The organism is Streptomyces sp. NPDC046557, assembly GCF_040645975.1.
Lineage (GTDB): Bacteria > Actinomycetota > Actinomycetes > Streptomycetales > Streptomycetaceae > Streptomyces.
Map to the genome: position 1 here is coordinate 442,449 of NZ_JBEYZH010000002.1, position 12,411 is coordinate 454,859.

At 73.6% G+C, this 12,411-nt stretch carries 10 protein-coding genes; 4 read left to right on the top strand and 6 right to left on the bottom strand.

Features of this window, described 5'->3' with window-relative positions; all coding sequences use genetic code 11:
• The first annotated feature begins 176 nt into the window (after window positions 1–176).
• Together ABZ934_RS07230 and ABZ934_RS07235 are read left to right on the top strand one after the other, a co-directional pair.
• Window positions 177–1,724 (top strand): nitroreductase family protein, encoded by a 1,548-nt coding sequence (locus ABZ934_RS07230; RefSeq protein WP_361309514.1) that lies wholly within the window; start codon window positions 177–179, stop codon window positions 1,722–1,724.
• A gap of 14 nt (window positions 1,725–1,738) precedes the next feature.
• Window positions 1,739–2,746 (top strand): thiopeptide-type bacteriocin biosynthesis protein, encoded by a 1,008-nt coding sequence (locus ABZ934_RS07235; RefSeq protein ID WP_361309516.1) that lies wholly within the window; start codon window positions 1,739–1,741, stop codon window positions 2,744–2,746.
• 90 nt (window positions 2,747–2,836) lie between these two features.
• On the opposite strand, the gene ABZ934_RS07240 is transcribed toward ABZ934_RS07235, so the two are convergent.
• The 3 genes from ABZ934_RS07240 to ABZ934_RS07250 form a co-directional block, all read right to left on the bottom strand.
• Complete coding sequence (locus ABZ934_RS07240; protein ID WP_361309518.1) at window positions 2,837–3,409, bottom strand: YceI family protein; 573 nt, start codon at window positions 3,407–3,409, stop codon at window positions 2,837–2,839.
• Between the two features lie 107 nt (window positions 3,410–3,516).
• Window positions 3,517–4,338 (bottom strand): ABC transporter permease, encoded by an 822-nt coding sequence (locus ABZ934_RS07245; protein WP_361309521.1) that lies wholly within the window; start codon window positions 4,336–4,338, stop codon window positions 3,517–3,519.
• Window positions 4,335–5,300, bottom strand: a complete 966-nt coding sequence (locus ABZ934_RS07250; RefSeq protein WP_361309524.1) for an ABC transporter ATP-binding protein — start codon at window positions 5,298–5,300, stop codon at window positions 4,335–4,337. The genes ABZ934_RS07245 and ABZ934_RS07250 overlap by 4 nt, the downstream gene beginning before the upstream one ends.
• 267 nt (window positions 5,301–5,567) lie before the next feature.
• Between ABZ934_RS07250 and ABZ934_RS07255 the strand changes: the two genes are divergently transcribed.
• A complete protein-coding gene (locus tag ABZ934_RS07255; protein WP_361310284.1) occupies window positions 5,568–6,773 on the top strand; it encodes an FAD-dependent monooxygenase in 1,206 nt (401 codons plus the stop codon).
• 15 nt (window positions 6,774–6,788) lie between these two features.
• On the opposite strand, the gene ABZ934_RS07260 is transcribed toward ABZ934_RS07255, so the two are convergent.
• Complete coding sequence (locus tag ABZ934_RS07260; RefSeq protein ID WP_361309526.1) at window positions 6,789–8,261, bottom strand: penicillin-binding transpeptidase domain-containing protein; 1,473 nt, start codon at window positions 8,259–8,261, stop codon at window positions 6,789–6,791.
• A gap of 19 nt (window positions 8,262–8,280) precedes the next feature.
• On the bottom strand, window positions 8,281–9,654 hold the full coding sequence (locus ABZ934_RS07265; protein WP_361309529.1) for an FtsW/RodA/SpoVE family cell cycle protein: 1,374 nt from the start codon (window positions 9,652–9,654) through the stop codon (window positions 8,281–8,283).
• A 221-nt stretch (window positions 9,655–9,875) separates the two neighbouring features.
• Between ABZ934_RS07265 and ABZ934_RS07270 the strand changes: the two genes are divergently transcribed.
• A complete protein-coding gene (locus ABZ934_RS07270; RefSeq protein WP_361309532.1) occupies window positions 9,876–11,195 on the top strand; it encodes an NlpC/P60 family protein in 1,320 nt (439 codons plus the stop codon).
• Here the strand turns inward: ABZ934_RS07270 and ABZ934_RS07275 are convergent.
• Window positions 11,141–12,406, bottom strand: coding sequence for a styrene monooxygenase/indole monooxygenase family protein (locus ABZ934_RS07275; protein WP_361309535.1), 1,266 nt, complete (start codon window positions 12,404–12,406; stop codon window positions 11,141–11,143). The two genes, ABZ934_RS07270 and ABZ934_RS07275, sit on opposite strands and share 55 nt — an antisense overlap.
• Between the last annotated feature and the right edge of the window lie 5 nt (window positions 12,407–12,411).

Consider the following 12,411-nt stretch of genomic DNA (forward strand, 5'->3'; position numbering starts at 1 on the left):
GGACTTCGTCCGGAGGCAGCCCCAGAGGTGCCGCCGGGCCCGCGCCGATCGCGCGGGCCGGTGAGAGTCCCCGGGGTCCGGGCTGTCCCGAGACGGCCCGGACCCCGTGTCCACCCCCGGCCGGGCCGGGGCCCGATCCCCCCGGGCCCCGGCCCCGTTCTCTTGGAGGCCCGCAGATGACGCCCACGACCCCGCTCCGCACCCGACGGCCCTGCCCGGTCGACCTGCCGGGCCCCGAGGGCGACAACCCCATCGCGCGCGAGCCGCTCTGGTACGCGTACGGCGCCGGCGACGACCGGCCCGAACCGCCGCCCTGGACCTGGACCCCGCAGGCCCCGCCGGACACCCACGTGGCGCCCGCGCCGCCGACCGGGGCGGGGGCGCGGACGGTGCTGCCGCTGGGTACCACCGGGCTGCTCTCCGCCCTCCCCTACCCGGACGTGCCGGCCGGGGCGGGTGCGGGCGTGGCGGGTGCGGGCGTGGCGGACTGCGAGCGGTGGGCGCACGCGCTGACGACGGCTTTCGGGCCGCAGCGCCGCGAGCCGGAGAACCCGTACAACGACCACCGCCCGTACGCCTCGGCGCGCTGCCTGTTCCCCGTCGACGCCTTCGTGGACGGCGGCGGCCCGCGGCCCTGGCGGCTGCTCCAGCCGGACCTGCACGCGCTCACCGGCGCGGCGACGCCCGGCCCGGCCCGGCGGATCGCGCTGACCGGCCGTTACACGGCGATCCCGGCCGCCTACCAGTGGTTTCGCGGCTCGCTGGTCGCCATCGAGCTCGGCATGGTGTTGCGGGCCCTCGGCATCGGCCTGGAGCTCTTCGGGCTGCCGGCCCGGCTGCGGCTGCCCGGACCGGACGCGCACCGGTTGTTGGCCGAACTCGGCTTCGAGCGACCCTGGGAGTGGTCGCTGCCGCTCACCGTGGAGTGGGACGCCGCGACGCCGGCTGCGGCCGGGCGGGCGGACGTCGTCCCGCCGCCGGCCGCGCTCGCCGCGAGCGATCCCGCCTTGGACGACCTCGTACGGGTCAATCGCGCTCAGGTGTACGACGGCCTGCCGCACCCTCTGACCTCGGCGATCCCGGCGGGACTCCCCCGTTCGGCGGTGGTGCCCGACTGGGCGGAGCTGCTGTGGCGGCGTCACTCGGGCCGGATGCCGCGTGCCCTGCACGGGATGACGGGGCGGCGCCGGCGGGTGCCGTCCGAGGCGTTGGAGAGCGCGGTGCGTTGGCTGTCCGTACCGCCGCCCGGCCCGGACCTCGCCGCGGCCTTCGAGTCGGTCCGGGTCACGGTGGTGACGCAGGGCGTCACCGGCACGGCGGACGGGGTGCACCGGGTCGACGGCGGCGCGGCCCGGCTGGTTCGGGCGGACGCCTCGGCCGCCGGGCGGCTGGAGGAGCGGTACGGCTACGGGGTTTCGCCGGTGAACGGCTGCGGCATCCGCAACGCCCCGATGTCGGTGTTCCTGTCCGTCCGGCCCCGGGAGCTGTTCGACCGGCTCGGTCCGGCGGGCTGGGGCGCGGCGCAGCACGCGGCCGGTTGGGCGGTGCACGGGCTGTGCTTGTCGGCGGCGGCCTCGGGACTGTTCGCCCGCCCGGTGCGGGCGTTCAAGGAGATACCCACGCAGCGTGTCCTCGGCCTGGAGGAGGACGAGACGATCGTCCTGTCCGCGGTCGTGGGGGTCCCGAAGGAGACCGGTGGCGCGCTGCTCGACCTGCGACGGTGAAGGGAACCGGAGACATGACGGACACGGACACGCGGACGGACCAGCGGACCGATCGGCGGACGGACGGGCGGACGGACGGGCGGACGGACACGGGGACGGGCGGGCAGGGACGGGCGCCCACCGCCTGGACGGCCTGGCACCTGCACCTGGGCACCACCGCCCGGTCGGCCCACGACCGGGTGCTGACCGAGGCGGTGGGACCGGCCGTCGCGGAACTGGGCGGCCGGCCGTGGTTCTTCATCCGCTATTGGCAGGGCGGCCCGCACCTGCGGCTGCGCGTGGGCGATCTGGCCCCCGGCGAGCTCCCGGAGTTCGAGAAGGCCCTCGGAACGCGGCTCGCCGAGGCGGGCCGGCCGCGCGCACACGAGGAGCCGCTGGACGCCGAGGCGTTCCGGGAGGGCGCGGGCGTGCTGACGGCCGGGGAGCGCGGGGAGAACCGCTCCCTGCGGGCGCTCCTGAGCCCGGGCGTGCACGAGGCCCGGTACGAGCCCGAGTACGACCGGTACGGGGGCCGGGCTCTGATGCCCGCGAACGAGCGGTTGTTCCACGTGTCGAGCCGGCTCGTACTGGCCCTGGTGCCGAGGATCCGCGGCGAGGCGCACCGCGCGCGGCTGGCGCTGCGCGGCACGATGGCGGCGGCCGCCGCGCTCGGCGGGCCCGCCGAGCGGGCGTCGTACTACGCGCACGGTCTGGCGGCTTGGCGGGGCTGGGCGACGCAGGCCGGGTACGCGGAAGAACTGCTGGACTCGGTCACCACGATCGCCGGGGACGGGGGTGCGGCCGGCGTGGACCCGTCGGCGCACGGCCCGTTCGAGGGTTGGCACGAGGCGGCCGGGGTCCTGCTGGACGAGGTCCGCTCTGCCTCCCCGGTACCGCCCGGGGTGATCCTTTCCTCGCACACGCACATGCTGCACAACCGGCTGGGGTTGAGCATGCTGGAGGAGCTGCGCACGTACGCGTGGCTCGCGCACGCCTTCCCCGCCCCCGCGGGTTCGGTCGCCCACCCGGTGCCCGCGGGCTGAGCGGCCCCCGGCCGCGCCGGGCAACGCCGAGGCCCGGCCGGAGACTCTCCGGCCGGGCCTTCGGGGTACCGGCGGTGGGACCGCGGTCCGTCAGACACCCCCCTGGACGCCGCGGACGAAGACGGCGGTGACGCGCACGCGCAGCCGGGGTCCCACCAGGCCGCGCATCGCGCTCACGCCGAGCGCGTGCCGGTCGACGTCCGCGGTGGCGCGTACGACGACCCGTGCCCCGCCGTCCTTGGTCTCGATGCCCCCGGGGTCCACGTGCAGGGTCAGCGGGACGCCGGCGCCCTTGACGGTGAGCCGGCCGGTCACGGTCCAGCCCGCCGCGCCGCCGCCGTTGAGGCGCTCGCCGGTGAACCGGATCACGGGGTGGCGTTCGGCGTCGAGGAAGCCGGGGCCGGTGACCTGCCGGTCCCGGCCGGGGTTGCCGGTGTTGAAGTCGGCGGCGGTCAGGGAGATGTCGAGGCCGCGCAGGGTGCCGCCGTCATCGATCTGTACCGCGCCGGCGCCGACCGGGATGCGGCCGGAGACGGGGAACAGGAAGAAGTGCCGGGCGCGGAACTCGACGGAGCCGGCTTCGGTGTCGATGTCCCAGAGACCGGCCAGTTCGGCGGGGGTCGGTGCGTCGGTGACGCGGGACGAGGAGAGGGAGGAGGACATGAGGTTCCTTCCGGATGAGGTGTCGCGGGGTCGCGGCACGTCGAGGGGGCCTCGTGGTCGAGGCCCCCCGGGACGTGCACGCCGTACGGTCCGGTGCCCGGCCGGCTCTACTCCGGGCGGGGGTCCCAGCGGAAGCTGCGGACCGCGATCAGGGCGCCGATGACGCCCCAGGCCGCCAGGACGGCCAGTTCCTTCCAGTGGAAGCTGCCGTCACCGGTGAACGGCGCGAGCATGGCGTCGTTGAACGGCTTGACGGGCAGCAGCCCCGCGATCTTGTTCAGCACCTCGGAGTGGATCGGGAAGTAACTGCCGGAGATGAACACCAGCGGGAACTGGATGAACTGCACCACCGCCGGGGCGGCTTCGGAGTTCTTGATGAGCGAGGCGACGCCCACGCCCAGCGCGCAGAAGCTCGCTGCGCCCAGCACCAGGGTGAGGGTGACCACCGCCCAGGCCGTCGGCAGGGTCACGCCGTACAGCGAGCCGATGCCGATGACCAGTGCCACGTCGATCACGGAGACCACGACGCAGTGCACGAGGAGTCCGGCGAAGTACACCCAGGCCGGCAGCGGGGTGGCGTGCAGCCGCTTGAGGATGCCGGTCTGCCGGCGCATGGCCAGCACGATGGCGAGCTGGCCGTAGCAGGCACCCAGCACCGAGACCGCGGCGATCGTCGGGGTGTAGTACTGCATGCCCGACAGGCCGAAGAAGAAGGTCTCGCCCTCGCCGCCGCTGAAGACCGCGCCGAAGATGCCGATGATGACGATGGGCAGGACGAAGGTGAACACCATCGACTGCGGGTTGCGCCAGAAGGACAGCTGCTCGAAACGGATCTGGTGCCAGAGGAGGGCGAGGGTGCCGCGCTCCGTACCGGCCGCGGCCGGGCGCCCGCCGGTGCGGGATGTCGTGGTCGGGGTCAGGGTGGTCATGATCGGCTCCGATTCGGCCGGCGCCGTGTCCGGGCGGAGGACGGCGAGGAGGCTTCCGTGGACGCGTACTCCCGGGTCAGGCCCAGGTAGACGTCCTCCAGGGTGGGCTGGTCGACGGTCAGCCGCTCCAGGGGAGTGCCGCGCCGCAGGGCCCAGTCGGTGAGCTTGTACAGGGCGGTGGTGGGTTCTTCGACCTCCGCCGTGACCAGGCCCTCGCCCGCGTCGGTCACCGGAACGGGCACGTCGGAGACGACGGCGCCGCGCGGCAGCGCGAAACGGATCCGGGCGAGGGCGCTGTCGCGCCCGCCGAGGGTCTCGGGGGTGCCCGAGGCCACGACCTGGCCGGCCGCGACGACGACGACGGAGTCGGCGAGTGCCTGCGCCTCGTCCATGTAGTGCGTGGTCAGCACGATCGTGGTGCCGGCGTCGCGCAGGTTGCGTACGACGTCCCAGGCGCCGCGGCGGGCGTTCGGGTCGAAGCCGGTGGTCGGCTCGTCCAGGAACAGGAGCTGCGGGTTGCCGATGACGCCGAGCGCCAGGTCGAGCCGGCGCTTCTGGCCGCCGGACAGGTCCTTGACCTTGGCGCCGCGCTTCTCGTCGAGACCGACGAGGTCGAGGACCTCGTCGACGTCGCGCGGGGCCGGGTAATAGCCGGCGTTGCGGGCGACCGTCTCGCGTACCGACAGGTACGGCTCGACGGCGATGTCCTGGAGCACCAGGCCGATCTGGCCGCGCAGGTAGCGGCCGCCGTCCTTGGTGCCGGGGTCGCGGCCCAGCACTTCGACCCGGCCCTCGTCACGCTGCCGGAAGCCTTCCAGGATCTCCAGCGTGGTGGTCTTGCCCGCCCCGTTCGGGCCGAGCAGGGCGAAGATCTCGCCCTCCTGCACGGTGAAGTCAACGCCGCGGACGGCTTCGTGGTCACCGTACTTCTTGCGCAGGCCCTCTACGGCCACCGCGGTCATCGCGGCTCCTCCGGTTGCCTCACTGTGATCCTCCCAGGTCGTTGGTCGCCCGCGGAACGGAACTCCCGGGCACTTCACCGACGTTAGGGGCGGTCAAGCGGTACGACCGGCTCCGCGCGACGCCCGGATGACGGAGGTCACGGAAGTCACGACAGTTGTCAGGCGACGGGTGCCCCGACATTGCCGCCGGGGTGGGTGACACCCAAGCTCGGAGCCTGAAGGCCGGCAGGTCGTGGCAGAGGAAGGGCGGTCGGAGACGTGCGGTTCATGGAGGTCGGCGAGGACGCCGAAGAGGAACGGCAGCAGATCACCGTGGTGGGTGCCGGGATCGGTGGTCTGGCGCTCGCGGGCGCACTGGCCGCGACCGGCACGCCGTACACGGTCTACGAGCAGGCCGACCGGTTCGCCGAGGTGGGTGCGGGAGTGCAGCTCTCGCCCAACGCCTTGCGACCGCTGGCCCGGCTGGGTCTGGGGCCCGCGCTGGACGAGTGGGGCGTGCGGATCGAGGCGATGGAGGTGCGCGGTTGGACCGGGCGTCCGATCGCCCGGACCCCCCTCGGCGAGGAGTGCGAACGGCTCTTCGGGGCTCCGTACCGGACCATTCACCGGGCGCACCTGCACGAGGCGCTGCTCTCGTTGGGCGACCGGGAGCGGGTGCGGTTGAAGTCCCGGCTGGACTCGGTGGAGCAGACCCCGGACGGTGCCCGGCTGTTCTTCGCCGACGGTACGGTCCGCACCGCGGGCGTGCTGGTGGGCGCGGACGGGATTCACTCGACGGTGCGGGAGGTCCTGCGCAAGGACGACCCGGTCTTCTCCGGGCTGGGGATCTACCGCGGTCTCGTACCGGTGGAGAAGCTGCCGGCGGAGGCTCGCGAGGCCCTGGTGCGGCTGTGGCTCGGCCCGGGCGGACACTTCGTCTGCTATCCGGTGGACGGCGGCAGGCAGATCAGTTTCGCCGCGACCGTCCCGATGCCCCACGCCCCGCACGAGTCCTGGTCGGCCCCGGCCGATCCGGCCGATCTCGTACGGGCCTTCGGCGGGTGGACCGGGCTGGTGTCGGACATCGCCCGCAACGTGGAGGAGCTCCACCAGTGGGCCCTGCACGACCGGAGTCCGCTGCGCCGGTGGTCGACCTCGCACATCACCCTGCTCGGGGACGCGGCGCACCCGATGCTGCCGTTCATGGCGCAGGGCGCGAACCAGGCGATCGAGGACGCGATGGACCTCGCGGCCTGCCTGACGCGGGAGCCGCGGACCACGGTCGCCGAGCGGCTGGCCCGGTACGAGGCGCTGCGCGTCCCGCGGACCGCCGAGATCCAGCGGGCCTCGCGCGGCAACGCGGACTTCCTGCACCTGCCCGACGGGCCGGCCCAGCGCCGGCGCGACGCGCGGATGGCGGTCGGCGCTTCCCTGCGCGACCGGGCGACCCTCTACGCCCACGAGACGGGCCGCAGCGTACTGGCGGGCGCCTAGGTGCCGTGACCGGCCCTAAGGGAGGCGCGGGTTGGCCTGGAGCGCGGCCGTCAGGACGGCGCGGGCGATCGGGGCCGCCGCGCTGTTGCCGCTGATGTCCCCGCGGTCCGCCGCCGCGTCCTCGACGACGACCGCGACCGCGACCGCCGGCAGCGGCGCGCCCTCCGCCCTGGCCCAGGCGATGAACCAGGCGTAGGGGGTGCCCGTGTTGCCGACGCCGTGCTGCGCGGTGCCGGTCTTGCCGCCGACCACCGCGCCCGGGACGGCGGCGTTGCGTCCTGTTCCGTTCTCCACCACCTTGACCATGAGTTCCTGCATGCGCAGGGCCGTCGCCGGGTCCATGGCCCGGCTCAGCGTGCGCTGTTCGCCGCGGCGCACCTGGCTGCCGTCGTCCCGCGTGGTGCGTTCCACCAGGTAGGGGCGTTTCAGTTCCCCGCCGTTGGCGACCGCTGCCGCGACCATCGCCATCTGGAGCGGGGTCGCCTTGGTGTTGAACTGTCCGATCGAGGACAGCGCCAGTTGGTCGGGGCTCATGTCGGTGTCGAAGGTCGACGGGGACACCCAGGCCGGCACGCGCAGCCCGTTGTCGTTGAAGCCGAACCGCCGTGCCGCCTCGACCATGCGGTTCAGGCCCACCTGTACGCCGATCTTCGCCATCACCGTGTTGCACGACCACTGCACCGCCTCCGCCATCGAGGCGTCCTCGCAGCCGGTGGCCTCGTTCGGCAGCAAGGTGCTGGTCCCGGGCAGCGGGTAGGGGTCGGGGGTGTTGGTGGGAGCGTCCACGTCCTTGACCACCCCGGCGTCGAGCGCGGCCGCCGCCGTCACGATCTTGAAGGTGGAGCCGGGCGGGTACGTCTCGCGCAGCGCCCGGTTGAGCATCGGCTTGGTGGGGTCGGCGTTGAGCCGCGTCCATGCCTCCTTGACCCGCGCGCCGGTGCCCGAGAGCGCCCCCGGGTCGTAGGAGGGGCTGCTGACCAGGGCCAGGATCTTGCCGGTGGCCGGCTCCAGGGCCGCGACCGCGCCCCTCTTGCCCGCCAGCCCCGTGTACGCGGCCCGCTGCATCCCGGCCCGGAGCGTCGTGACGGCGCTCCCGCCCGGCGGGTGACCGCGCGCGAGGTCGTACCAGAGCGGGAAGGCGGACAGGTCGGGGTCGGTGCCGGCGAGGACGGTGTCCTCGGCGCGCTCGACGAAGCTGGTCCCGTACGTCTGGGAGGCGAAGCCGGTGACGGGCGCGTAGAGCGGGCCGTCGGTGTAGGTGCGTTCGTAGCGCAGCAGTTGGCCGCTGTCGCGGGAGCCGGTGACGGGCCGGCCGTCGACCAGGATGTCCCCGCGCGGCTTCGCGTACCGCTCGACGGCGGTGCGTTTGTTGGCCGGGTTCGCGCCGTAGGCGGACGCCTCCCACACCTGTACCCGGCCGATGTTGACCAGCAGGGCGACGAGCAGGACCGCGCAGAAGTACGCGCACCAGCGGATGTAGCGGATCACGCGGGGGCCGCCTCTCGGGTCACGCGAGGGCCGCCTCTGCGGCCGGCAGGGGTCTGCGGGCGCTGTCCCCGAGCCGGATCAACAGGGCGGCGATGATCCAGTTGGTGACGACGGAGGAGCCGCCCTGGGCCAGGAACGGCATGGCCATGCCGGTGAGCGGGATCAGGCCGGTGACGCCGCCCGCGATGACGAACACCTGGAGGGCGAGGATCGAGGCGAGCCCGGTGGCGAGGAGGCGCCCGAAGGGGTCGCGCAGCGCGAGTCCGGCGCGGAAGCCCCGGTCTACGAGGAGCCCGTAGAGCAGCAGGATCGCGCTGAGGCCGACGAGCCCGAGTTCCTCGCCCGCGGTGGCCAGGATGAAGTCGGACTTGGCGGCGAAGCCGATGAGGAAGGACTGGCCGTGGCCGAGGCCGGCGCCGAGGAGGCCGCCGGCGCCGAAGGCGAAGAGGGACTGGGCGAGCTGGCCGGGGCCGTCGCCCCGCGCGATGGAGGCGAAAGGATTCAGCCAGTCCTCGACGCGGCTGTGCACGTGCGGCTCGAACGTCCCCACGGCGTACGCGCCGAGCGCCGCGAGCAGCAGTCCGATCGCGATCCACCCGATCCGTCCGGTGGCGGTGAACAGCATGATCACGAACAGGCCGAAGAACAGCAGGGACGTGCCGAGGTCCCGTTCCAGGACCAGCACGCCGACGCTGAGCAGCCAGATCGTGAGGATCGGGCCGAGGACGCGGCCGGGCAGCAGGCGCAGTTTCCACAGCAGTCGGCGCCCGGTCAGCGCGAGGGCGGTGCGGTTCGCGGCGAGGTAGGCGGCGAAGAAGACGGCGAGCAGGATCTTGGCGAACTCGCCCGGCTGGAAGGAGTACCCGGCGAACCGGATCCAGATGTGGGCGCCGTTGACGGCCGGGAAGAAGACGGGGACGAGCATCAGGGCGAGTGCGGTGGTGACGGAGAGGTACGCGTACCGCTGGAGCACCCGGTGGTCCCGCAGTACGCCGACGACCAGCACGAACAGCGCCAGCCCGACGCCCGACCAGCGCAGTTGGCCCACGGCCGCGGCCGGGCCCGGGGTGGCGAGGTCGAGCCGTTCGATCAGGACCAGGCCGAGTCCGTTGAGCAGGGCGGCGATGGGCAGGACGAGCGGGTCGGCGTACGGGGCGCGCAGCCGCACGGTGAGGTGCGCGAGCAGGGCGGCGACGGCGAACCCGACGGTGTGCCGGGTGATCGCGTCGGGGAAGCGGCCGGTGGCGGCGAGTCCGACGTAGAGGTGACCGAGGACGGAGATCAGGACCGCCCCGACGAGCAGCGTGAGCTCGATGCCGCGGCCCTTGGGGGTCCGGGCGTCGGGAGGCGGGGGCGGAGCGGGCTCCGCCACCTTCGCCGTCAGAGCGGTCATAGGGGGGAACGTAGCAAGCGCGGGAACGCTATGTCCGCTTATGTCACAGTGCGCCGAAGAGTCGCCACAAACGGTCGGAACGTGAGGCGATCGCGAGCCGTGACGACCGCCGGAGCGCCCGCCCCTGCCTCCGAACAGGTGACGCGACCTCACCCCGCCGCCCCCGCTGGGCGATTCGTCATACCGGGCATGGCAGCATCGGCCACACCGGAGGTGATTACATGACAAACCGACCACTTCTTGTCCGCACCGTCTGCGTCGCCGCCGCCGTCCTGCTCACGGCCGCCGGCCCGCCGGCCACCGCCCGCGCCGAACCCCTCGCCGCGACGGAGCCCGCCGCGGCGCCCCTACCCGCGCCGCTTCCGGGCACCGGGCCCGCGGCCCGGCCCGCAGCCGCCCAGCCCGCCACCGCCGCCCAGCCGGCCACCGGCGAGTCCGTCGGGGTGCTGCTCACCCGCCTCCAAGACCTGTACCAGAAGGCGGAGCAGGCGTCCGAGGCGTACAACGCCACCGAAGTCGCCCTCAAGGCCCGCCAGGACGAGGAGCACCGGCTCACCACCGAACTCGGCAACACCCGTACCGCCCTCACCGCCGAGCGGGCCCGCGCCGGCCGGCTGGCCCGGGAGCAGTACCAGGGATCCCGCGGCGGCCTCTCCCCCTACCTGCTGATGCTCCTGTCCGGAGACCTCCGCCACGCCTCCGACCAGCGCCGGCTCACCACCCTCCAAGGCGCCCGCACCGCCGGACTCCTCACCCGCCTCGCACACGGCGAACAGCGCGCCGGGACCCTCGCCGACGCCGCCCGCAAGGCGCTGGAGGCCCAGCGGACCCTGACCGCGGAGCGGAAGCGGCACAAGGAGGAGGTCACCGGCCGGCTCAAGGAGGTCGAGCGGCTCCTGGCGTCACTGACCCCCGAACAACTGGAACGGCTCGGCGCCCGCGAGACGGAGGTCACCGCCGAAGCACAACGGAAGATGATCGACTCGGGCCGCCTCGGCCGGGCCGGTTCCCCCGCCGCCGGTCGGGCCGGTTCCCCCGCCGCCTCCCTGCCGGCCGCCACCCCCACCGCCGCCGGCGGCGCGGCCCTCGCCTACGCGGTGGCCCAGATCGGCAAGCCGTACGTCTGGGGCGCCGAGGGCCCGGCCTCCTTCGACTGCTCCGGGCTGACCTCCCGGGCCTGGGAGCACGCCGGGCGGCCCATCCCCCGCACCAGCCAGGAGCAGTGGGCGCAGTTGCCGAAGGTGCCGCTGGACCGGCTCCGTCCCGGGGACCTGGTGGTGTACTTCCCCACCGCCACGCACGTCGCCCTCTACATCGGCGACGGCAAGGTCATCCAGGCGCCCCGCCCGGGCGCGACCGTCAAGGTGTCGCCGATCGCCGCGAACCCGGTCCTGGGCGCCGTCCGCCCCGACCCGGCGGGCACCCCGCTCGCGTCGTTCACCCTCCCGCCGTTGCCCGAGTCGGCCACGACGGGGGACGACACCGGCTACTCGGGGTCCGGGCCCGACGCGGAGACCGAGGCCGAAACCTCCGCCAGGTAGTCCGCCGTGTCCTCGGGGTCGTAGAAGTACCCGTCGAAGTCGGCCGGGTTGTCGAAGCCGTTGGCGAATCGATCCGCCACCGGCGCCAGCTCCCCGGCCGCGCCGATCAGGTTCAGCACGTGCTCCGGCGGCACGCCCAACATGGCGTTGGTCCACTGGGTGACCGGCTTGCCGGTCGTGAACCAGAACTTGTCGAAGGTCGCCTTCATCCACGGCTCGTCGAACGGCTTGTCGCCGTGCATGAGGATCGACGAGAGGTAGGAGGCCGCGCACTTCGCGGCGGAGTTCGAGCCCTGTCCCGTGATCGGGTCGTTCGCCACGACCACGTCCGCGACGCCCAGCACCAGCCCGCCGCCCGGCAGCCGGCCGATCGGCTTGCGGACGACCGGCGCGTACCGACCGGCGAGGGTGGCGCCACCGTCCGTCAGGTCCACCTTGGTGGCCCGTGCGTACTCCCAGGGTGCGAACTTCTCCATCAGCTCCAGCGTCAGCGCCAAGTGCTCCGACGGGTCCTTGACGCCCTTGAAGACGTCCACCGGACCGCCCGGGAGGCCCTCCCAGAACAGGATGTCCGCCCGCCCCGAGGTGGTCAGGGTCGGCATGACGAACAGTTCGCCGACGCCCGGCACCAGGTTGCAGCGCACCGCCTCGGTTTCCGGGTGCTCGGGGCGCGGGCCGAGCCCGTGCACGTAGGAGACCGCCAGCGCGCGCTGCGGCGCGTCGTACGGGGAGCGCCCCGCGTCCCGCTCGAACATCGACACCAGTTCGCCCTTGCCGGCGGCGACCAGCACCAGGTCGTACGTGCGGGAGAAGAAGTCCAGGTCGGCGACGGACGCGCCGTGGATGACCAGCTGGCCACCGCGCTGTACGAACGTGTCGATCCAGCCCGCCATCTTCACGCGCTGGTCGACGGACTGCGCGAAGCCCTTCAACCGGCCGAGCCAGTCGACGGCGCGCCCGCCGTCGGGGGCCGCGACCGATACGCCGACGCCCTCGATCCGCGGGGCCTGCCGCTCCCAGAAGGCCAGCTGGAGGTCCCGCTCGTGCTGGAGCGCCGTATCGAACATGACTTGCGTGGACATGACCCGCCCGGTGCGGATCTCGTCCGCCGTCCGGTTGGACATGACGGTGACCTCGTACCCCTTCGACTGGAGTCCGAGGGCGAGCTGGAGACCGGACTGGCCGGCCCCCACGACGAGTATCTTGCGCATCTCAC